Origin of the sequence: Ramlibacter tataouinensis (assembly GCF_001580455.1) — a bacterium.
Classification (GTDB): Bacteria; Pseudomonadota; Gammaproteobacteria; order Burkholderiales; family Burkholderiaceae_C; genus Ramlibacter; species Ramlibacter tataouinensis_B.
The window spans coordinates 2,443,498-2,464,205 of record NZ_CP010951.1; the positions used below are offsets into that span (position 1 = coordinate 2,443,498).

Here is a 20,708-nt window from a genome sequence, read left to right on the forward strand (position 1 = left end):
ACATCATGAGCAAACTCATTGCCCTGGCGCCCCTTTGCCTCGCCCTTGCCGCCGTCCACGCGCACGCGCACGTGGTGCTGGACCAGCAGGCCGCGCCGGCGGCCAGCAGCTACAAGGCCGTGTTCAAGGTGGGCCACGGCTGCGGCGACTCGCCGACCCGCCAGCTGATCGTCGACATCCCGGCGGCCATGCAGTCGCCCAAGCCCATGCCCAAACCCGGCTGGCGCATCGACATCGAAAAGGCCGGCGACAAGGTGACCCGCATTTCCTGGACGGCCCGCACGCCCGAAGACAAATTGGCCAACGGCTTCTACGACGAGTTCGTGCTGGTGGCGCGCACCCCGGCCCAGCCGGGGCCGGTGTACTGGCCGGTGGTGCAGGTCTGCGACGAAGGCCGTGGCAACTGGACCGAGGTGCCCGGGCCGGGCCAGAAACTTTCGGACTTGAAGTCACCGGCCGCGCTGCTCGAAGTCATGCCGTCCAAAGCCGGCCCTGGCCACAAACACTGAAGGACTTACTCCCTCTCCCTCCGGGAGAGGGCAGGGGTGAGGGCGCTCCGGCTTCTAGACCGCCACCCGCTCGCAAGCCTCCGCACACACCCGACAAGCCTCCGCGCACTGCTGGCAGTGGTCGTGCGAGTGCTTCCCGCACTCTTCCGCGCACATCCGGCAGGCGCGCGCGCACAGCCCGCACATCGCGTCGGCCAATTCGCTGCCGCCGGCCATCAGCGCGACCGAAACCGAGCACATCTCGGCGCAGTCGAAATCGAGCGCGATGCAGCGCGTCATCATCTTCACATCGGGTTCCTGCAGGCACAGCGAGGCGCAGTGCTGGCACGAGACCACGCAGGCATTGCAGGCCGCAATGCATTCCAGGTAGCGCTGAAGCCGGTCGGATGACATGGTTTCCTCCTCTTGGGTTGGAGCTCGGAAGGCTTTCATTCTGGGCAGGCCGGCCGCAGCGCGGGCAGGAGGGACGCAACCTGTAGCAACCGACACCACGGCCCCGGCATCCGGCGCGGCCGGGCCCCACGGCGCGGCGCCAAGCTGAGACAATTCCTGCACTGAGCCGGGGGAAGGACGACGAAATGAAGACTGTCAGCCTGATCGGTGCACCCACGGATGTGGGCGCCAGCGTGCGCGGCGCCGGCATGGGCCCGGACGCGCTGCGCGTGGCTGGCCTGTACGAGATGCTGCGCGGCCACGGACTCAACGTGATCGACCACGGCAACCTCGCCGGCCCGCCCACGCCGTGGACGCCGCCGACGGCCGGCGTGCGGCACCTCGAGGAGGTGGTCGCGTGGAACCGCGCGGTGTTCGACCGCGTGGCGGCGGTGCTGGCGGCCGGCCAGGTGCCGCTGCTCATGGGCGGTGACCATTGCCTGGCGATCGGCTCGGTCAGCGCCGTGGCGCGCCATTGCCGCTATGCGAAGAAGAAGCTGCGCGTGATCTGGCTGGACGCGCACAGCGACGTCAACAACCCCCACATCAGCCCTTCGGGCAACGTCCATGGCATGCCGGTGTCCTGCCTGCTCGGCGACGGCCCCAAGCCGCTGGTGGGATGGAGCGGCGAGCCGGCCGCCATCACCCCGGCAGACATCGACTTCATCGGCATCCGCAGCGTCGATGCCCACGAGAAGCAGGCCATCGCGCAACTCGGGCTGCAGGTGTTCGACATGCGCCACATCGACGAGCACGGCATGCGCAACACCATGCTGGAGGCGCTGCACGACGTCGACGAGGATACGCACCTGCACGTCAGCTTCGACCTCGATTGCCTGGACCCGACCGATGCGCCCGGCGTGGGCACCGGCGTGCGCGGCGGGCCGACCTACCGCGAGATGCAGCTGTGCATGGAGATGATCGCCGACACCGGCCGCATGGGCTCGCTGGACGTGGTGGAGATCAACCCCGCCCTCGATGTGCGCAATCGCACCGCGGAACTCGCGGTGGAGTTCGTCGCCAGCCTGTTCGGGGCCTCGACACTCGCGAGGTAACCACCGCTTGCGCCGGCTGCGGCGCGCGCGGGCCTCAGCGGCTGTCCGAGTCCAGGTCGTCCTCGACGTCGTCCGCGCCGAGGTCCGTGTATTCGTTGGCGTCCGGGTCGCTGTCGGGGAAGCCTTCGCCGGTGGCCAGCGCTTCTTCTTCCTCGCTCACCGCGACCACGTGATCGGGCAGGATGTCAGCGCCTTCGGGCGTTTCGCGGTGATCGGCCGAACCGCGCTCGCCGGTGCCCGCCGCATCGCTGTCGGCAATCGCCTCGAAGGTGCCCGCGGCGTCGCTGCCGCTGTCCGAGTTGTCGCTCGGGCCGAGCGCATCGGAATCACGGCCACTCGGATGGACCGGCGCCACGTCGGCGCCCAGGATGCTGCTGTAAGCCATGTTGCGTCCTCCGGACGGTTGGCACTGGGCCGATGAATAAGTCTGTGGCGCAGCCCGGCCGGGGGCAGTCGTATTCAATGCCCCGCGGTTGTCGGACGAGCCCTACGAGCACTGACGGTCGAGCAGGCGGTGCGGGACGACTCGAATGGCTGAAGCCTGCAGCAGCATCGCATAATTGCCCGAAGACGCGTACGAGGGCGAGATGACGGACACAGATCCGGGTCATGCAAATCACACTGCCTCCGATCAGAGCGACAACCTGATCCCCAGCGGTGGTTACGATCTCCATCCGCTGGTCGGCCTGGGCGGGTCGGCCGGAGGCATCTCGGCGCTCACCACCTTCTTCCGCGCGCTGCCGCCGGACCCGGGCCTGGCCTTCGCGGTCGTGCTCCACCTGTCGCCCGAGCACGAGAGCACGCTGGCGGAACTGCTGCAGCGCTCGACCAGGATGCCGGTGGTGCAGGTGACCGCGCCTGTCACTATCGAGAAGAACACGGTCTACGTGATCCCGCCGCGCCATGCCCTGAAGGTGGCCGATGGCCGGCTTGAACTGGAAGCCATGCCTGGCGACCGCCGCCGTCACTTCACCGTGGACCTGTTCTTCCGCACCCTGGCCGATACGCATGGGCCGCACGCGGCTGCCGTGGTGCTCTCGGGCGCCGACAGCGACGGCGCCATCGGAATCAAGCGCATCAAGGAGCGCGGCGGCCTGACGATCGCGCAGGATCCGGGCGAGGCCGAGCACACCGGCATGCCCCGGGCCTCGATTGCCACCGGTATGGTGGATTGGGTGCTGCCGACGGCAGAGATCCCGCAGCGCGTGCTCGACTACTTCAAGCTGGAGGTCAAGCTCCAGTTGCCGCCCGAAGAGGAGCGCACTGCGGCTCAGCCGACGCAGGCGCAGGCGCAGGCGGTCGAAGAGGCCTCGCTGCGCGATGTGCTCGGCTTCCTGCGAACGCGCACTGGCCGCGACTTCTCCAATTACAAACGCGCCACCATCGTGCGGCGGATCGCGCGCCGCATGCAGGTCAACGGCTTGCACGACCTGCACGCGTACCTGAACTGCCTGCGCACGCGCCCCGGCGAATCCGGTGCGCTGCTCCAGGACCTGCTGATCAGCGTCACCAATTTCTTCCGCGACGCGGACTGTTTCGAGGCGCTGGAGCGCGAAATCCCGGCGCTGCTGGCCGACAAGGGCCCGAACGAGGTCGTGCGCGTGTGGGTGCCCGCCTGCGCGACCGGTGAGGAGGCGTACTCGGTCGCGATGCTCCTGGCCGAACACGCCCAGGCGATCGACGCGCCGCCGTTGGTGCAGGTCTTCGCCACCGACCTGGACGATGCGGCCGTGCAGTTCGCGCGTGAGGGCGTGTACCCGACCGCCATCGCGGCCGATGTGAGCGAGGAACGGCTCAAACGTTTCTTCATCGAGGAACATCGCGGCTGGCGCGTGCGGCGGGAGCTGCGCGAGATGGTGTTGTTTGCCACGCACGACGTGCTCAAGGACTCGCCCTTTTCGCGCCAGGACCTTATCTCGTGCCGGAACCTGCTCATTTACCTGAACCGCGACGCGCAAGCCCGGGTGCTCGACACCTTCCATTTCGCGCTGCGTCCCGGTGCGCGCCTGTTTCTCGGCTCGTCGGAGTCGGTGGAGGAAGGCAACGACCTGTTCGGGGTGGTGGACAAGAAGCACCGCATCTACCAGCAGCGCCCGGGGCCGCGCACCGGCCTACCGATGCCCGTGGGCCGCGGGGCGCTGACCAGGATGATGGACGCGCGCAACGCTTCCGGCGAAGCATCGGCGGTTGCCGGCAACGCCTTCCCTGGCGTCGGGGCGGTGCAGGCCTCCCAGGATTCGAGGCCTTCCTGGGGCGAGATTCACCTGCGACTGCTCGAGCAACTCGGTCCGCCTTCGATCCTGGTGGATTCCGAATACGACATCGTCCATCTTTCTCCTACCGCAGGCCGCTTCCTACAGTTCGCCGGCGGTGAGCCCAGCCGCAACCTTTTGCGCGCGGTCAATCCGAGCGTGCGCATCGAACTGCGTGCGGCGCTGTACCGTGCGGCCCAGAACCAGCAAGTGGCCGAGCTCCCGGGCGTGCCGGTGGAATTCAACGGCGAGCGCGTGTCGCTCACCATCCGTGTATTGCCATCCAGGGAAGTCGGCTCGGACCTGTTCCTGGTCGTGCTGCAGGCAATGGCCCCCGAGGCCACGCCCAATGAAGGGCCGCAGCCGCAACGGGTGCAGGACGATGCCGTGGCACGGCAGCTGGACCGCGAGCTCGAAACGCTCAAGTCCCACCTGCGCGACACGGTCGAACAATACGAAGCCTCGACCGAGGAGCTCAAGGCCAGCAACGAAGAGCTGCAGGCGATGAACGAGGAGCTGCGCTCGGCCTCCGAGGAGCTCGAAACCAGCCGCGAAGAGCTGCAGTCCATCAATGAGGAGCTGACGACGGTCAACCAGGAGCTCAAGAACAATATCGATGAACTCGGGCATGCCAACAGCGACATGCAGAATCTGATGGACGCCACGGCGATCGCCACCGTGTTCCTGGACCGCGAGCTGTGCATCACGCGCTTCACGCCAGCGGCCGTCTCGCTGTTCAACCTGATCGCCACCGACATCGGGCGCCCGCTGACGGACCTCAAGAGCCGGCTGCGCTACCCCGAACTCGGGGCCGACGCGGCCCGGGTGCTGGAAAAGCTGGTCCCGGTGGAGCGCGAAGTCGGCAGCCACTATGGCAACTGGTACATGGCCCGGCTGCTGCCTTACCGCACACTCGAGGATCGTATCGCCGGGGTGGTGCTTTCCTTCATCAACGTCACCGAACGCAAACAGGCAGAGGAGATGCGCCTGTGGCTGTCGGCGGTGGTCACCGCTTCCACCGACGCGATCATCAGCTTCTCGCTGGACGGCACCATCCGGTCCTGGAATCCCGGTGCCCAGCGCATCTTTGGCTACACGCCCGCCGAAGCGGTCGGCCAGCCGCTGTCCATCCTGACGCCCGACGGGGAATCCGACCCAGGGCGGCTGCTCGCCCGCATCGCATTGGCCGAGCCGATCGACAGCCACGAAACCGTGCGCCTGCGCAAGGACGGCAGCGAACTGCAGGTGGCGCTCACGGTGTCACCCATCCGCGACGAGTCCGGGCACGTGATGGCGGGGACGGTGATCGCGCGCGACATCACCGCCGCGAAGCGCGCGGAGGAAGCGATGCGCCAGAGCGAAGAGCGCATGCGCCTGGTGATGGACAACGCCATCGAGTTCGCGATCCTGTCGATGGACCTGCAACGGCGGATGACGATGTGGAACGCCGGCGCCGAGCGGCTGCTGGGCTATGCCGGCGAGGAGATCATCGGCCAGGCGGCGGACATCATCTTCACGCCGGAGGACCGGGAGCAGAACATCCCGCAGAAGGAGGTGAGCACGGCCCTGGCCGAAGGACGCGCCAGCGACGACCGCTACCACCTGCGCAAGGACGGCAGCCGCTTCTGGTCCAGCGGCGTCGTGATGCTGATGCGCGACGGCAAGGGCGAAGCCGTCGGTTTCGTCAAGATCCTGCGCGACCAGACGGTGGCGCAGGAGGCCCGCGAGGCGCTGGAGCGCAGCCGCACGGAACTGCTGGAGGTTCTGGCCGAGAACGAAAGGGCACGCGCCGAACTGCAGGCCGCCGACGTCGCCAAGGACCGGTTCCTGGCGGTGCTGTCGCACGAGCTGCGCAATCCGCTGGCCTCGATCGACAGTGCCGCGGAATTGATGCTGACCGCCGGCGTGCCCGCCGCCGATTCGCAGGCCGCCGCCGAAGTGGTGCGGCGCCAGGCATTGGCAACGAAGGCGATGCTGGACGACCTCCTTGATGTCTCGCGCCTCAAGCTCGGAAGGCTGGAACTCAAACGCGAACGGGTGCGACTTTCGGCTGTCATGGCCTCGGCGCTGGAGGTTACCCGGCCGTTGCTGGTGGATGCGCCGCATGCGCTCAAGCTCGACTTGGGCGAGGGGGATGTCGAGCTCGACGGGGACCCGCTGCGCCTGGTGCAGGTGCTGTCCAACCTGCTGTCCAACGCGATCAAGTACACGCCGCGTGACGGCACGATTGACGTCACGGCCCGGTTGACGGGCGACCAGCTCGAACTGTCGGTCAAGGACACGGGCATCGGCATGGAGCCGCAGCGCATTCCTGCGATGTTCGACATGTTTGCCCAGGAAGACACGCGCGACCGTGGCCGCGGGCTGGGTATTGGCCTGGCGCTGGTCAAGAACATTGTGGACCTGCATGACGGACAGATCAGCGCGCGCTCCGAGGGCCGCGGCAAAGGCAGCGAGTTCCGGGTGCTCCTGCCCGGCGCCAGACCGGTGGCGGCTGCGCGTGCCGCGACCCGATTGCCGGCAGCACCTGAGCCACTGACCATGGGCGAAGACCGCGGCCAGATCCTCATCGCTGACGACAACGCGGACGCCGGCTGGGGCTTGGCCAGTCTGCTGGAGATGGCTGGGTTCAAGACCGTGCGTGTGACTGGTGGCGTGGAAGCGGTGCGTGAGATCGGATTGCGCCGGCCGCAGGCCGCCATTGTCGACATCGGCATGCCGGACCTGAACGGCCACGAGGTTGCGCGGCAGGTCCGGGCCGCCCCCTGGGGCCGCGAGATGGTGCTGATCGCGGCGACCGGCTGGGGCCAGGAAGCAGACCAGCGCGCGGCGCTGGAAGCCGGTTTCGACGCCCACATGACCAAGCCGCTGGACGCGCGCGAGCTCAGCAAAATGCTGGAAACCTTGTTGTCGAGCAAGACCTCACTCAAGTAAGAAGGCGGCGCTGATTCAGCGTCGCCCTTCGCGCCAAATGCGCAGAATGACCCCATCGATTCCCGATGGGGTCCCGCATGGCCAACCACGACTGCGACCTGTTTGTCATCGGCGCCGGCTCAGGCGGCGTGCGCGCCGCCCGGCTGGCAGCGCAGCTCGGCGCGCGCGTGATCCTGGCCGAGGCCGCGCAACTCGGCGGCACCTGCGTCAACGTCGGCTGCATTCCGAAAAAGCTGTACAGCTACGCCGCGCACTTCGCCGATGATTTCCGCGACGCCGTCGGGTTCGGCTGGCGGGTCGGCGAGCCGCGCTTCGACTGGGCCACCTTGCGGACGAACCGCGCCGCCGAGATCACCCGGCTCAACGGGGTTTATCGCAAGATGCTGGTGGAAGCGGGCGTGCGCATCGTCACCGGCTGGGCGCAGTTCGAGGGCCCGCACCAAGTGCTGGTCCAGACCGCGGGCGGCAGGCATCACTTCAGCGCCCGGCATATCCTGGTGGCCACCGGCGCGCGCCCGAGCGTGCCGAAGTTTCCCGGCTGCGAGCGGGTGGTCACCTCGGACGGCATGTTCGACATCCGCCCCTTTCCGGCGCGGCTGCTGGTGGTGGGCGGCGGCTACATCGCCTGCGAGTTCGCTTCGATCTTCAACGGCCTGGGCGCGCGCGTGACGCAGCTGTATCGCGGCGAGCTGATCCTGCGCGGCTTCGACGACGAGCTGCGGCGCTTCATCACGCAGGAGATGCGCAAGCACGGCGTGGACCTGCACACCCACGCCGACGTCTCCGCGATCGAGCGCCGCCCCGGCGGGCTGTGGGTGTCGCTCGCCGACGGCCGCCATGTCACGGCCGACGCCGTGCTCTATGCCACCGGCCGGATCCCGAACGTCGCCGGCCTGGGGCTCCCGGCGGCCGGGGTGGCGCAGGGCAAGGACGGCGCGATCATCGTGGACGCGCACCACACGACCAACGTGCCGGGCATCCACGCGATCGGCGATGTCACCGCGAAGCTGCAGCTCACGCCGGTGGCGCTGGCCGAGGCGATGGCGGTGGTCCATCGCCTGTTCGGCCCGCGCCGGCGCGAGATGAGCTACGAGTTTGTCCCCAAGGCGGTGTTCACGCACCCGAACGTCGCCACGGTCGGCTATACCGAATCGGAGGCGCGCAAGGCCTTCGGCGAGGTGACCGTCTACCGCAGCGAGTTCAGGGCCCTCAAGCACACCCTGAGCGGCCGCAGCGAGCGCACCTTCATGAAGCTGGTGGTTGACCGCGCGAGCGACCGCGTGGTCGGCGTGCACATGGTCGGCCCCGATGCGGGCGAGGTGGTGCAGGGCTTCGCGGTCGCTCTCAAGGCCCATGCCACCAAGGCCCAGTTCGATGCCACGCTGGGCATTCACCCGACCGCGGCCGAGGAGTTCGTGACCATGCGCCAGCCGGTTGTTCACTGAAGTTCGCACCGGGCCGCAAACGGCACTACGCTGCGCGCGGGTGTAGGAATGCACTGCCCGTGCTGCGGCGGGCCGTACTACCCAGCCCCCGAGTTGCTTGGCCGAGGATGTGGCACTACAGCGCCTGCTTTTCAGGCGCATCAGGTCCACAGCCCATGCGAATCGCCCAGGTGGCCCCCATGTTCGAAAGCGTGCCGCCCAGCGGCTACGGCGGGACCGAGCGCGTCGTTTCCTATCTCACCGAGACCCTGGTCGACCTGGGCCATGAGGTGACGCTGTTCGCCAGCGGCGACTCGGTCACCTCGGCCAAACTGGTGGCCGTTTGCCAGCGCAGCCTCCGCGGCCGGACCGACAACACCGACTGGACAGCCTGGCACACGCTGATGCTCGACGAGGTGTTCGCCCGCGCGGACCGGTTCGATGTGATCCATTTCCATGTGGACTACTTGCACTACCCCATGGCGAGGCACTGCGCCACGCCCTGCCTGACCACGTTGCACGGCCGGCTGGACCTGAACCACCTGCCGCCCCTGCACCGGCACTTCTCCGACCTGCCGCTGGTGGCGATCTCCAATCACCAGCGGCGCCAGTTGCCCGATGCCCACTTCGTCGCCACCGTCCACCACGGCCTGCCCGCCGAACTGTACGGCTTCACGTCCGAGCCGCTGGGGTACTTCGCCTTCGTTGGCCGCATCTCGCCCGAGAAGCGTCTGGACCGCGCGATCGAGATCGCGCTGGCCTGCGACACGCCGCTGCTGGTGGCCGCCAAGGTGGACGCGGCCGACCGCGGCTACTTCGAGCGCGAGATCCGGCCGCTGCTGGGGCATCCGCTGGTGAAGTTCGTCGGCGAGGTGGACGACGCCGGAAAGAACAGCCTGCTGGGCAGCGCCAAGGCGCTGTTGTTCCCGATCGACTGGCCCGAGCCCTTCGGCCTGGTGCTGATCGAGGCCATGGCCTGCGGCACGCCGGTGATCGCCTACCCGCATGGCTCGGTGCCGGAGCTGCTGGAGCACGGCGTGACCGGCTTCATCGTGTCCAACCAGCGCACCGCGATCGATGCGGCCCGTCACATCGACCGGATCGACCGCCGCCGTTGCCGGCAGATCTTTGACGAGCGCTTCACGGCCAAGGTGATGGCCCGGCGCTACCTGGCGGTGTACCGCACCCTGATCGACTCGCACCGGCGCATGGACTTCGCATCGGCAGGCGCAAAATGAACGGGCAGGAAGAAGGCTTCACCGTCATGAACGGCGACCGCATTCGCGTCGGCGACCGGTGGTACGTGGCCGCCAGCGCTGCCCGTGCCGACGAGACCCCGCACGTGCTCAAGCACGACGAGAGCTTTCTCGTCGCCGACCGCTATGGCGATGTCGACGGCACCGGGCTGGGCGAGCAGGGGCTGTACCACGAGGACACCCGCTACCTCAGCGAATACCGGCTCACGGTCGAAGGCGTGCGGCCCATGTTCCTGGGCTCCAACGTCAAGGAAGACAACAGCCTGCTGATCGCCGAGTTCATGAACCCCGACCTGGCGCGGCACGACGTGCCCAAGGGCACGGTGCACATCTTCCGCGCCAAGCTGCTGTGGCAGCAATGCTGCCATGAGCACATCCGGATCGTGAACCACGGCGATCAGGCGGCGCGCTTCGGCATCGCGCTGGCCTTCGCCGCCGATTTCGTGGACCTGTTCGAGGTCCGCGGCTCGGCCCGCGCGCGGCGCGGCCGGCGGCTGGCGACCGAGGTCCGCGACGGCGAGGTGACCTACGCCTACGAGGGCCTGGACGGGGTGTTGCGCCGCACCCGGCTGCGCTTCCATCCGCGGCCCCACGCGCTGAGCGAGCGCGAGGCGGTGTTCGAGATCGGCGTCGAGCCCGACGACGAGTTCCACCTGTACTGCAGCATCGATTGCGAGCGCGGCGAGGGGGCGGCGCAGCGCGCGCCGCACCGCTCCCACTACGACCAGGCCTACCGCGAGAACGAGGACGCGCGGCGCAGCGCGCAGGAGGATGCCTGCGCCATCACCACCTCCAACACGCTGGCCAACCTGTGGCTGCGGCGTTCCGGCTCGGACGTGGCGATGCTGTCCACCAACATGCCGATGGGGCCCTATCCCTACGCCGGCGTGCCCTGGTACTCCACCACCTTCGGGCGCGACGGCATCATCACCGCGCGCGAGCTGTTGTGGATCGACCCGCGGCCGGCGCGTGGCGTGCTGGCCTTCCTGGCGCAGACCCAGGCGCGGCAGAGCGACCCGGCGCGCGATGCCGAGCCCGGCAAGATCCTGCACGAGGCGCGCAAGTGCGAGATGGCCGCCACCGGCGAGGTGCCCTTCGGCCGCTACTACGGCAGCGTCGACGCCACGCCTCTGTTCGTGGCGCTGGCCGGCGCCTACTGGAAGCGCACCGGCGACCTGGAGTTCATCGCCAGCCTGTGGCCGCATGTGCTGATCGCGCTGCAGTGGATCGACGGCAACGCCGACAGCGAGGGCTTCGTGCGCTACGCGCGGCGCAGCAGCGACGGGCTGATCCAGCAGGGCTGGAAGGATTCGCACGATTCGGTGTTCCATGCCGACGGCCGCGACGCCGACACCCCGATCGCGCTGTGCGAGGTGCAGGGCTACGTGTACGAGGCCAGGCTGCTGGCCGCCGAGATGGCGCAGGCGCTGGGCGACGGCAGCCTGGCACGGCGGCTCCAGGCCCAGGCGCAGGCCTTGAAGCTGGCCTTCCTGTCGCGCTTCTGGTCGGACGAGATCGGCATGTACGTGCTGGCGCTCGATGGCCACGGCAAGCGCTGCGAGGTGGCCACTTCCAACGCCGGCCATGCGATGTGGAGCGGCATCGCGGCGCCCGAGCACGCCGCCCGCATGGCCGACCGCTACCTGGAACCCGACTTCTACAGCGGCTGGGGCATTCGCACGGTGGCGCGCGGGCAGGCCCGCTACAACCCGATGTCGTATCACAACGGCTCGATCTGGCCGCACGACAACGCGATGATCGCCGCCGGCATGGCGCGCTACGGCCACACGCTGGCCGCGCTGCAGGTGTTCAGCGGCCTGTTCGATGCCAGCGTGCATTTCAGCCAGCATCGCCTGCCCGAGCTGTTCTGCGGATTCTCGCGGCGCGACGCCGAGGGGCCCACGCTCTATCCCGTGGCGTGCTCGCCGCAGGCCTGGGCCGCGGCCTGCGTCTACGCGCTGCTGCAGGCCTGCCTGGGCCTGGAAGTGAGCGCGCAGCGCGCCGAGATCTCCCTGCAGTCGCCGCGCCTGCCGGCCTTCATCGAGTCGATGGAGATCCTGCGCCTGGGCATCGGCAACCGCACCGCCGACCTGCGCCTGCAGCGCTACGGCAAGCATGTGGGCATCGACGTCGCCCATAAGCTGGGTGACCTCGACGTGCGCGTGCGCATGTGAATCGCATCACGCTGTCATCAGCGCCACGTTGCCGCCGGCGGCGGTGGTGTTGATCGTCAGGGTGCGTTCGGCGCAGAAGCGCAGCAGGTAATTCGGTCCGCCCGCCTTGGGACCGGTGCCCGACAGCCCTTCGCCGCCGAAGGGCTGCACGCCGACCACCGCGCCGATGATGTTGCGGTTGACGTAGACATTGCCGATGTGCGCGCGCGCCGCCAGCGCCAGCGCGCGCGTGTCGATGCGGCTCTGGATACCCAGCGTCAGCCCGTAGCCGAGCGCATTGAGCTGGTCGACCACGCCCTTGGGGTCGCCGCGCCAGCGCACGACGTGCAGCACCGGGCCGAAGATCTCCTGCCGCACCTCGCCGATGTCGGCGATTTCGAAGGCCTGCGGCGGCACCAGCCGCGTGGCGGGCGGCTGGTCGCCCGGCGGGAGCAGGGGCCGCGCCTGCGCGTGCAGCCGCGTGAGCTGGCGCTGGATGTTCTCGTAGGCCTCGCCGTCGATGACGGGGCCGACGTCGGTGCGCCATTCGTGCGGGTCGCCGGTGACCTGCTCGCGCGCCGCGCCCTGGATCATCTCGATCACGGCGTCGGCGATGCCTTCGTGCACGCACAGCAGGCGCAGCGCCGAGCAGCGCTGGCCCGCCGAGCGGAAGGCGCTCTGCACCACGCAGTCGGCCACCTGCTCGGGCAGCGCCGTCGAGTCCACAATCATGGCGTTGATGCCGCCGGTCTCGGCGATCAGCGGCACGATCGGCCCGTCCTTTTGCGCCAGCGAGAGGTTGATCGCCTTGGCGACCGGGGTCGAGCCGGTGAACACCACGCCGGCGATGCGCGGGTGGGCCACCAGCGCCGCGCCTATGGTTTCGCCCGGGCCGTGCAGCAGCTGCAGCGCGTCGGCGGGCACGCCGGCGGCATGCAGCAGGGCGACGGCCTCGGCGGCGATGGCCGGCGTCTGCTCGGCCGGCTTGGCCAGCACCGTGTTGCCGGTGGCCAGCGCCGCCGCCACCTGGCCGGTGAAGATCGCCAGCGGGAAGTTCCAGGGGCTGATGCACACCCAGGCGCCGCGCGAAGCCAGCCGCAGCTCGTTGCTCTCGCCCGTCGGCCCCGGCAGTTCGACCGGCTGCATGATGCGCACGGCCTCATCGGCGTAGTAGCGCAGGAAGTCCACCGCTTCGCGCACTTCGGCCACCGCGTCGCCCCAGGTCTTGAAGGCTTCCTTGACCAGCAGCGCCGCCAGCCGCGGCAACGCGTCCTGCATGCGGTCGGCCGCGCTGCGCAGCCGCTGCGCGCGCTCGGGCACCGGCAGGCCGTCCCAGGCCGGATGCGCGGCCAGGGCGCGCCGCACCTGCGCGTCGACCTGCGCGGTCTCGGCCAGCGCGACGGGCGGCACCGGGGTGGCGGCATGCGCCTGCAGCAGGGGCGCGCGCATCGCATCTACCGCGAGGTCCAGGCCCAGGCTGTTCTGGCGCTGCGCGCCATAGAGCGCCGGCGGCAGCGGCAGCCCGGGCATGGCTTCCAGGCGTAGCGGCGAGCGCAGCAGCTGGTCCATGCCGACCGACTCGTCGGCGAGCTGGTGCACGAAGGAGGAGTTGGCGCCGTTCTCCAGCAGCCGGCGCACCAGGTAGGCCAGCAGGTCGCGGTGCCGTCCCACCGGCGCGTAGACGCGGCAGGCGATGCCTTCCTGCTTGAGCACCTCGCGGTATATGCCCTCGCCCATGCCATGCAGCCGCTGCAGCTCGAACTGCGCGTTGCGCTGTGCCGAGGCCATCTGCAGGATGGCCGCGATGGTGCCGGCGTTGTGGGTGGCGAACTGCGGGTAGATCACGTCCTGCGCGGCCAGCAGCGCGCGCGCGCAGGCGAGGTAGGAAATGTCGGTGTGGTGCTTGTGCGTGAACACCGGGTAGTGCGGCAGCCCCAACTCCTGCGCGCGCTTGATCTCGGCGTCCCAGTAGGCGCCCTTGACCAGGCGGCACATCAGGCGCAGGCCGTGCCGGCGGGCGATCTGCGCCACGCAGTCGATCAGTTCCAGCGCCCGAGTCTGGTAGGACTGCAGCGCCAGGCCGAAGCCCTGCCACTGCGGGTGGTGCTGCGCCACCCGCGCCGCCAGCTGCTCGAACACCTCGAGCGACAGCTCCAGCCGGTCCACTTCCTCGGCGTCGATCGTGAGGTGGATGTTGGCGCGCGCGGCCTGCTCGCACAGCGACCACACGCGCGGCACCAGTTCGGCGAGCACGCGCTCGGCCTGCAGGGCCTCGTAGCGCGGATGCAGGGCGCTGAGCTTGATCGAGATGCCGTCGTTGCGTTCCACCGGCACGTCGGCGCGCGCCTTCGCGGCGATGGCCTCGATCGCCTCGCGGTAAGCGGCCAGGTAGCGCTGCGCATCCTGCCCGGTGCGGGCGCCTTCGCCCAGCATGTCGTAGGAAAAGCGCAGCCCCGGTTGCGCCCGGGCGGCATCCTGCGCCTCGCGCAGCGCGGCGGCGATGTCCTGGCCCAGCACGAACTGGCGTCCCAGTAGCTGCACCGCCCGCAAGGCCGCTGCCACCACCGTCCGCGCCCCCAACTTCCCCAGCAGGCCGGGTTCGGCTTCATGCGGCAGCAGCCGCTTGGACATGGCCAGGGCCGCCTGCGACAGGCGCGCCAGCGCGCCATCGGCCGAGCCCTCGAAATCAGCGCGGGCCAGTTGGTCGGCGGTGAGCGCGATCGCGGTCTCCGCATCCGGCACCCGCAGCAGCGCCTCGGCCAGGCGCATCAGGGCCAGGCCCTCGGCGCTGGAAATCGGGTATTCCTTGAGCAGGCTTTCCATCGCCCAGAACGGCGGCGGATGGCGGCGCACGGCGGCGACCCAGGGGGTGGCGGCATGCGCCGCCGCGTCCCAGTCCAGGGTGTGTTCCAGGCTTTGCAGCCGGTGCCGCACGATTTCGGCTTCGGGCCGGTAGGGTGCGGGCAGGCGCTGCGGCGGGGGAGGGGACATGGTGGCTGCTGTTGTCGATGAGTGTGAATGCCGCCATGGTTTCGCTTTCCGCCGTGAATTTCCCGCTAAATTTGGCTGATTGGACGAATAATTCACTAGCCATGGACCCGACCAGCGCCAGCATCGATCGCATCGACCTCAAGATCCTGAATGTCCTGCAGCAGGACGGCCGCATCTCCAACCTCAAGCTGGCCGAGGCGGTGGCGCTGTCGCCCACCGCGGTGCTGGCGCGCGTGCAGCGCCTCACCCGCGAGGGCTACATCCTGGGCTACGAGGCACGGCTCGATCCGCGCAAGCTGGGCGCCGGCCTGCTGGTGTTCGTCGAGGTGCTGCTGGATCGCACCACGCCCAATGTGTTCGAGGCCTTCAACGCCGCGGTGCAGGTGCGCAGCGAAATCCTGGAATGCCACATGGTGGCGGGCGGCTTCGACTACCTGCTCAAGACGCGGATGGCCGACATGCTGGCCTACCGCGAATTCGCCGGCACGGTGTTGTGGGAGCTGCCCGGGGTGCGCGAGACGCGCACCTACGCGGTGATGGAGGAAGTGAAGAACACGGCGCGGCTGGCGCTCAGGGTTTGAGCGCTGCAAGCCGCGCCAGGGTTCCGATACAACAGCGCCATGAGCTTCATCCTCGCACTCGACCAGGGCACCTCCAGTTCGCGCAGCATCGTGTTCGACGCCGGCGGGCGCATCGTGGCGATGGCGCAGCAGGAGCTGCCGCAGATCTACCCGCGCCCGGGCTGGGTGGAGCACGACCCGATGGAGATCTGGCGCACGCAGCTGGCCACCGCGCGTGAGGCGCTGGCACAAGCCAGGCTGGATGCCCGGGCGCTGGGCGCGATCGGCATCACCAACCAGCGCGAGACCACCGTGATCTGGGAGCGCGCCACCGGCCGGCCGATCCACCATGCGATCGTCTGGCAGGACCGCCGCGGCGAGCCGATGTGCGCGCGCCTGCGAGACGCCGGCCACGACAAGCTGATCCAGTCGCGCACCGGGCTGCTGGTCGACTCCTATTTTTCCGCCACCAAGATCAGCTGGCTGCTGGAGAACGTGCCGGGTGCGCGCGAGCGCGCGCGGCGCGGCGAGCTGGCTTTCGGCACCGTGGACAGCTGGCTGATGTGGCAGCTGACCGAAGGCGCGCTGCATGCCACCGACGTCACCAACGCCTCGCGCACCATGCTGTTCGACGTGCACCGCAACGAATGGGACGCCGAGCTGCTGCGCCTGTTCGACGTCCCGGTCGAACTGATGCCGCAGGTGCTGCCATCCTCGGCGCGCTTCGGCGAGACCGCCGCATCGCTGCTGGGTGCGCCGGTGCTGATCGGCGGCGTGGCCGGGGACCAGCAGGCCGCGCTGTTCGGCCAGGCCTGCTTCCAGGCCGGCATGGCCAAGAACACCTATGGCACCGGCTGCTTCCTGCTGATGCACACCGGCGGCAAGTTCCAGATGTCCACCAATGGCCTGGTCACCACCAGCGCGGCGCAGCGCTCGGCCCGGCCGGAATACGCGCTGGAAGGCAGCGTGTTCGTCGGCGGGGCGGTGGTGCAGTGGCTGCGCGACGGCCTGCGCGCCATCGAGCACAGCACCCAGGTGCAGGCGCTCGCCGAAAGCGTGCCCGACGCCGGCGGCGTGATGCTGGTGCCGGCCTTCACCGGGCTGGGCGCCCCCTACTGGAAGCCCGATGCGCGCGGCACGATCACCGGGCTGACGCGCGGCACCACGCTCGCGCACATCGCCCGCGCGGCGCTGGAGAGCATCGCCTACCAGAGCGCGGCCCTGTTGCAGGCCATGAGCCGCGACGCCGTGGCCGCGGGCGCGGCGCCGGTGAGCGAACTGCGGGTGGACGGCGGTGCCTGCGTGAACGACCTGCTGATGCAGTTCCAGGCCGACCTGCTCGGGGTCCCGGTGGTGCGGCCGGCGGTGACGGAGACCACTGCGTTGGGCGCCGCCTACCTGGCGGGCCTGGCCTGCGGCGTGTTCAAGAGTACGGAGGAACTGGCGGCGATGTGGCAGCCGCAGCGTCGCTTCCTGCCCACACTCGATGCCGGCCGCGCTACGGAACTGATGGCGCGCTGGGAACACGCGGTGCGCCAGGCGTCGCTGAATTGAGTCACATAAAGCAAAATCGGTTTTCTTTTATTACGGAGGGGTCGTCATGAACAAGCAAGTCATCGCCGTGGGCCTGCTGGCTCTGTCGTGCGCGGCCGGCGCGCAAAGCCTCAAGCCGGGCCTGTGGGAGGTCACGCAGAAGACGCAGGCTGGCGGCCAGATGAACGATGCCATGGCGCAGATGCAAAAGGAGATGGCCAACATGCCGCCGGACCAGCGCAAGATGGTCGAGGCCATGATGGCGCGCCAGGGCGCGGGCATGGGTGGCGGAGGCGCCGGCATGACCGTGAAGATGTGCATGACCAAGGAGATGGTCGAGCGCAACCAGGTGACGCAGCCGCCGCAGGGCGACTGCAAGACCACCGTGCAGCCGCGCAGCGGCAACACCATGAAGATGAGCTTCAGCTGCGCTAACCCGCCGTCCTCCGGCGAAGGCCAGATGACCTTCACCAGCCCCGAGGCCTACAGCATGAAGATGAAGGTCAATACCACGGCGGCGGGCCAGCCGCAGAAGGTGAGCATGGACACCTCCGCTCGCTGGCTGGGCGCCGACTGCGGCAACATCAAGCCGGTCGCGGCGAAGTAGACCGCGTCCGCGCGTCAGGGGCGCGCCGGCCGCTCGCCGAAGATCGCCGAGCCGATGCGCACCATGGTGCTGCCCGCGGCAACTGCGGCCTCGAGATCGGCGGTCATGCCCATCGACAGCGTGTCGATCGCCAGGCCGGCGTCGCGCAGCTCGTCGAACAGCGCCGCCGCGCGCAGATGCACCGCTTTCTGCGCCGCGGGATCGTCCTGCGGCTCGGGGATGGTCATGAGCCCGCGCAGCTTCAGGCGCGGCAGCCGGGCGACCTCGCGCGCCAGTTCCAGCGCTTCGGCCGGCGCCACGCCCGACTTGTTCGCGCCGCCGTCGATGTTGACCTGCAGGCACACCTGCAGGGCGGGCAACTCCGGCGGACGCTGCTCGGACAGGCGCTGCGCGATCTTCAGGCGGTCCACCGTGTGTGCCCAGTCGAAGTGCGCCGCGACCAGCCGCGTCTTGTTGCTCTGGATCGGGCCGATGCAGTGCCATTCCAGCGGCAGGTCGCGCAGCAGATCGATCTTCTCGACGGCTTCCTGGATGTAGTTCTCGCCGAACGCCTTCTGGCCGGCGGCGGAGGCCTCGCGCACCACATCCGGGCCGAAGGTTTTCGACACCGCCAGCAGCGTGACTTCGTTCACGTCACGCCGCACCTGCGCGCAGGCCCTCGCGATCCGTTCGTGAACTAGTTGGAGCTTGGCGGGAATCGTCGTCATAATTGGCTGAGCTTGGGCCGGACAACGCGCTGCGCGGCCGCCCAGGGGCACTCGTTGCGCAAAAGAGGGACTCGTGGATATTACCCAGCTGTTGGCATTCAGCGTCAAAAACAAGGCCTCGGACCTGCATCTGTCCGCCGGCCTGCCGCCCATGATTCGCGTCCATGGTGACGTGCGGCGTATCAACGTCGATGCGCTGGACCACAAGGCCGTGCACGCCATGGTGTACGACATCATGAACGACACCCAGCGCAAGAACTACGAAGAGTTCCTGGAGTGCGACTTCTCGTTCGAGATCGACGGCCTGGCGCGCTTCCGCGTCAACGCGTTCAACCAGAACCGCGGCGCCGGCGCCGTGTTCCGGACGATTCCTTCCAAGATCCTCACGCTGGAGCAGCTCAACGCGCCCAAGATCTTCGGCGACCTGGCGCTCAAGCCGCGCGGCATGGTGCTGGTGACCGGCCCGACCGGCTCGGGCAAGTCGACCACACTGGCCGCGATGATCAACTTCCTGAACGAGACCGAGTACGGCCACATCCTGACGGTCGAGGACCCGATCGAGTTCGTGCACGAATCCAAGAAGTGCCTGATCAACCAGCGCGAGGTCGGGCCGATGACGCTGTCCTTCGCCAACGCGCTGAAGTCGGCGCTGCGGGAGGACCCGGACGCGATCCTGGTGGGCGAAATGCGCGACCTGGAAACGATCCGGCTGGCGATGACGGCGGCGGAAACCGGCCACCTGGTGTTCGGCACCTTGCACACCTCGAGCGCCGCCAAGACCATCGACCGAATCATCGACGTGTTCCCGGCCGAGGAAAAGGAAATGATCCGGGCCATGCTTTCCGAATCGCTGCAGGCGGTGATCTCACAGACGCTGTGCAAGACCAAGGACGGTTCGGGCCGGGTCGCCGCGCACGAGATCATGATCGGCACCTCGGCCATCCGCAACCTCATTCGCGAAGCCAAGGTCGCCCAGATGTACTCGGCGATCCAGACCGGCAACAGTTTCGGCATGCAGACGCTCGACCAGAACCTCTCCGACCTGGTCAAGCGCAACGTGATCAGCCCCGCCGAAGCGCGCGGCAAGGCCAAGATTCCCGAGAATTTCCCCGGATAAGGAGTGGCGTCATGGAACGCGATCAGGCATCGAAATTCATCAACGACCTGCTCAAGCTCATGGTCAGCCGCAATGGCAGCGACCTGTTCATCACCGGCGACTTCCCGCCCGCCATCAAGGTCGACGGCAAGGTGACCAAGGTGTCGCCGCAGCCGCTGACCGGCGGGCACACGCTGGCGCTGGCGCGCTCGATCATGAACGACAAGCAGGCGGCCGAATTCGAGCGCACCAAGGAGTGCAACTTCGCGATCTCGCCGCCCGGCATCGGCCGGTTCCGCGTCAACGCCTTCGTGCAGCAGGGCAAGGTCGGCATGGTGCTGCGGGTGATCCCGCAGGTGCTGCCGACGATCGATGGCCTGGGCGTGCCGCAGGTGCTCAAGGAAGTGGTGATGACCAAGCGCGGCCTGGTCGTGCTGGTCGGTGCCACCGGCTCGGGCAAGTCGACCACACTGGCCGCGATGGTCGACTGGCGCAATGACAATTCGCACGGCCACATCATCACCATCGAGGATCCGGTGGAATTCGTGCACCCGCACAAGAACTGCGTGGTGACCCAGCGCGAGGTCGGACTGGACACCGACAGCTGGGAAGCGGCGCTGAAGAACGCGCTGCGCCAGGCGCCCGACGTGATCCTGATGGGCGAAATCCGCGACCGCGAGACCATGGAGCACGCCATCGCCTTCGCCGAAACCGGTCACCTGTGCATGGCGACGCTGCACGCCAACAGCGCCAACCAGGCGCTGGACCGCGTGATCAACTTCTTCCCCGAAGAGCGCCGCGCGCAGCTGCTGATGGACCTGTCGCTGAACCTCAAGGCCATGGTGTCGCAGCGCCTGGTGCCCAAGCAGGACGGCAAGGGCCGCGGCGCCGCGGTGGAGATCATGCTGAACACCCCGCTGGTGTCCGACCTGATCTTCAAGGGTGAGGTGACCGAGATCAAGGAGATCATGAAGAAGAGCCGCAACCTGGGCATGCAGACCTTCGACCAGGCGCTGTTCGACATGTACGAGAACAACATCATTTCCTACGAGGACGCGCTGCGCAACGCCGACTCGCTCAACGACCTGCGCCTGCAGATCAAGCTGAACAGCCAGCGCGCCAAGACGTCGGACCTGGCGGCGGGCACCGAGCACTTTGCGATCGTCTGACCCGCCTGACCCGCCTGACCCGCCTGACCG

15 protein-coding genes are annotated in these 20,708 nt (G+C 68.5%); 11 read left to right on the plus strand and 4 right to left on the minus strand.

Features of this window, described 5'->3' with window-relative positions; all coding sequences use genetic code 11:
- Positions 1 to 5: 5 nt before the first annotated feature.
- A complete protein-coding gene (locus UC35_RS11845; RefSeq protein ID WP_061499736.1) occupies positions 6 to 509 on the plus strand; it encodes a YcnI family protein in 504 nt (167 codons plus the stop codon).
- Between the two features lie 54 nt (positions 510 to 563).
- Here UC35_RS11845 and UC35_RS11850 read toward each other — a convergent pair whose 3' ends face one another.
- Positions 564 to 902: a four-helix bundle copper-binding protein gene (locus UC35_RS11850; protein WP_061499739.1), complete on the minus strand. Its 339-nt coding sequence runs from the start codon at positions 900 to 902 to the stop codon at positions 564 to 566.
- 185 nt (positions 903 to 1,087) lie between these two features.
- Here UC35_RS11850 and rocF point away from each other — a divergent pair, with 185 nt between their 5' ends.
- Positions 1,088 to 1,996 carry an arginase gene (rocF, locus tag UC35_RS11855; protein WP_061499742.1) on the plus strand — a complete coding sequence of 303 codons (909 nt, stop codon included), beginning with the start codon at positions 1,088 to 1,090 and terminating at the stop codon, positions 1,994 to 1,996.
- Positions 1,997 to 2,030: 34 nt separating this feature from the next.
- Here the strand turns inward: rocF and UC35_RS11860 are convergent, their stop codons facing one another.
- On the minus strand, positions 2,031 to 2,381 hold the full coding sequence (locus UC35_RS11860) for a hypothetical protein (protein WP_061499744.1): 351 nt from the start codon (positions 2,379 to 2,381) through the stop codon (positions 2,031 to 2,033).
- A 202-nt stretch (positions 2,382 to 2,583) separates the two neighbouring features.
- Here UC35_RS11860 and UC35_RS11865 point away from each other — a divergent pair, with 202 nt between their 5' ends.
- The 4 genes from UC35_RS11865 to UC35_RS11880 all read left to right on the plus strand — a co-directional run bounded on the left by UC35_RS11865 (position 2,584) and on the right by UC35_RS11880 (position 12,036).
- Positions 2,584 to 7,182: a CheR family methyltransferase gene (locus tag UC35_RS11865; RefSeq protein WP_061503806.1), complete on the plus strand. Its 4,599-nt coding sequence runs from the start codon at positions 2,584 to 2,586 to the stop codon at positions 7,180 to 7,182.
- Positions 7,183 to 7,259: 77 nt separating this feature from the next.
- Positions 7,260 to 8,627, plus strand: a complete 1,368-nt coding sequence (gorA, locus tag UC35_RS11870) for a glutathione-disulfide reductase (protein WP_061499747.1) — start codon at positions 7,260 to 7,262, stop codon at positions 8,625 to 8,627.
- A gap of 155 nt (positions 8,628 to 8,782) precedes the next feature.
- Entirely contained in the window at positions 8,783 to 9,844 is a 1,062-nt protein-coding gene (locus UC35_RS11875) for a glycosyltransferase family 4 protein (RefSeq protein ID WP_061499749.1), read from the plus strand.
- Positions 9,841 to 12,036 carry an amylo-alpha-1,6-glucosidase gene (locus UC35_RS11880; protein WP_227820531.1) on the plus strand — a complete coding sequence of 732 codons (2,196 nt, stop codon included), beginning with the start codon at positions 9,841 to 9,843 and terminating at the stop codon, positions 12,034 to 12,036. The genes UC35_RS11875 and UC35_RS11880 overlap by 4 nt, the downstream gene beginning before the upstream one ends.
- 6 nt (positions 12,037 to 12,042) lie before the next feature.
- Here the strand turns inward: UC35_RS11880 and UC35_RS11885 are convergent, their stop codons facing one another.
- Positions 12,043 to 15,006, minus strand: a complete 2,964-nt coding sequence (locus UC35_RS11885; RefSeq protein WP_061499752.1) for an L-glutamate gamma-semialdehyde dehydrogenase — start codon at positions 15,004 to 15,006, stop codon at positions 12,043 to 12,045.
- Between the two features lie 101 nt (positions 15,007 to 15,107).
- Between UC35_RS11885 and UC35_RS11890 the strand changes: the two genes are divergently transcribed.
- The 3 genes from UC35_RS11890 to UC35_RS11900 are packed head-to-tail and all read left to right on the plus strand — an operon-like array spanning position 15,108 to position 17,706.
- Positions 15,108 to 15,587, plus strand: a complete 480-nt coding sequence (locus tag UC35_RS11890) for a winged helix-turn-helix transcriptional regulator (RefSeq protein WP_061499755.1) — start codon at positions 15,108 to 15,110, stop codon at positions 15,585 to 15,587.
- A gap of 39 nt (positions 15,588 to 15,626) precedes the next feature.
- A complete protein-coding gene (glpK, locus tag UC35_RS11895) occupies positions 15,627 to 17,120 on the plus strand; it encodes a glycerol kinase GlpK (RefSeq protein WP_061499758.1) in 1,494 nt (497 codons plus the stop codon).
- A gap of 46 nt (positions 17,121 to 17,166) precedes the next feature.
- Positions 17,167 to 17,706, plus strand: a complete 540-nt coding sequence (locus UC35_RS11900) for a DUF3617 domain-containing protein (RefSeq protein WP_061499761.1) — start codon at positions 17,167 to 17,169, stop codon at positions 17,704 to 17,706.
- 14 nt (positions 17,707 to 17,720) lie between these two features.
- On the opposite strand, the gene UC35_RS11905 is transcribed toward UC35_RS11900, so the two are convergent.
- On the minus strand, positions 17,721 to 18,413 hold the full coding sequence (locus UC35_RS11905) for a YggS family pyridoxal phosphate-dependent enzyme (protein WP_061499764.1): 693 nt from the start codon (positions 18,411 to 18,413) through the stop codon (positions 17,721 to 17,723).
- A gap of 73 nt (positions 18,414 to 18,486) precedes the next feature.
- Here UC35_RS11905 and UC35_RS11910 point away from each other — a divergent pair, with 73 nt between their 5' ends.
- Together UC35_RS11910 and UC35_RS11915 are read left to right on the plus strand one after the other, a co-directional pair.
- Positions 18,487 to 19,530, plus strand: coding sequence for a type IV pilus twitching motility protein PilT (locus tag UC35_RS11910; protein ID WP_061499766.1), 1,044 nt, complete (start codon positions 18,487 to 18,489; stop codon positions 19,528 to 19,530).
- A gap of 11 nt (positions 19,531 to 19,541) precedes the next feature.
- Positions 19,542 to 20,678 carry a PilT/PilU family type 4a pilus ATPase gene (locus UC35_RS11915; protein ID WP_061499769.1) on the plus strand — a complete coding sequence of 379 codons (1,137 nt, stop codon included), beginning with the start codon at positions 19,542 to 19,544 and terminating at the stop codon, positions 20,676 to 20,678.
- The last annotated feature ends 30 nt before the right edge of the window (positions 20,679 to 20,708 follow it).

What these genes read in the sequence shown, in the direction of transcription:
- glpK (WP_061499758.1), top strand. Translation starts at nt 15,627, where the DNA reads ATGAGCTTCATCCTCGCACTCGACCAGGGCACCTCCAGTTCGCGCAGC.
- gorA (WP_061499747.1), top strand. Translation starts at nt 7,260, where the DNA reads ATGGCCAACCACGACTGCGACCTGTTTGTCATCGGCGCCGGCTCAGGC.
- UC35_RS11905 (WP_061499764.1), bottom strand. Translation starts at nt 18,413, where the DNA reads ATGACGACGATTCCCGCCAAGCTCCAACTAGTTCACGAACGGATCGCG.
- UC35_RS11845 (WP_061499736.1), top strand. Translation starts at nt 6, where the DNA reads ATGAGCAAACTCATTGCCCTGGCGCCCCTTTGCCTCGCCCTTGCCGCC.
- UC35_RS11890 (WP_061499755.1), top strand. Translation starts at nt 15,108, where the DNA reads ATGGACCCGACCAGCGCCAGCATCGATCGCATCGACCTCAAGATCCTG.
- UC35_RS11915 (WP_061499769.1), top strand. Translation starts at nt 19,542, where the DNA reads ATGGAACGCGATCAGGCATCGAAATTCATCAACGACCTGCTCAAGCTC.
- UC35_RS11850 (WP_061499739.1), bottom strand. Translation starts at nt 902, where the DNA reads ATGTCATCCGACCGGCTTCAGCGCTACCTGGAATGCATTGCGGCCTGC.
- UC35_RS11875 (WP_061499749.1), top strand. Translation starts at nt 8,783, where the DNA reads ATGCGAATCGCCCAGGTGGCCCCCATGTTCGAAAGCGTGCCGCCCAGC.
- UC35_RS11900 (WP_061499761.1), top strand. Translation starts at nt 17,167, where the DNA reads ATGAACAAGCAAGTCATCGCCGTGGGCCTGCTGGCTCTGTCGTGCGCG.
- UC35_RS11860 (WP_061499744.1), bottom strand. Translation starts at nt 2,381, where the DNA reads ATGGCTTACAGCAGCATCCTGGGCGCCGACGTGGCGCCGGTCCATCCG.
- UC35_RS11865 (WP_061503806.1), top strand. Translation starts at nt 2,584, where the DNA reads ATGACGGACACAGATCCGGGTCATGCAAATCACACTGCCTCCGATCAG.
- UC35_RS11880 (WP_227820531.1), top strand. Translation starts at nt 9,841, where the DNA reads ATGAACGGGCAGGAAGAAGGCTTCACCGTCATGAACGGCGACCGCATT.
- rocF (WP_061499742.1), top strand. Translation starts at nt 1,088, where the DNA reads ATGAAGACTGTCAGCCTGATCGGTGCACCCACGGATGTGGGCGCCAGC.
- UC35_RS11885 (WP_061499752.1), bottom strand. Translation starts at nt 15,006, where the DNA reads ATGTCCCCTCCCCCGCCGCAGCGCCTGCCCGCACCCTACCGGCCCGAA.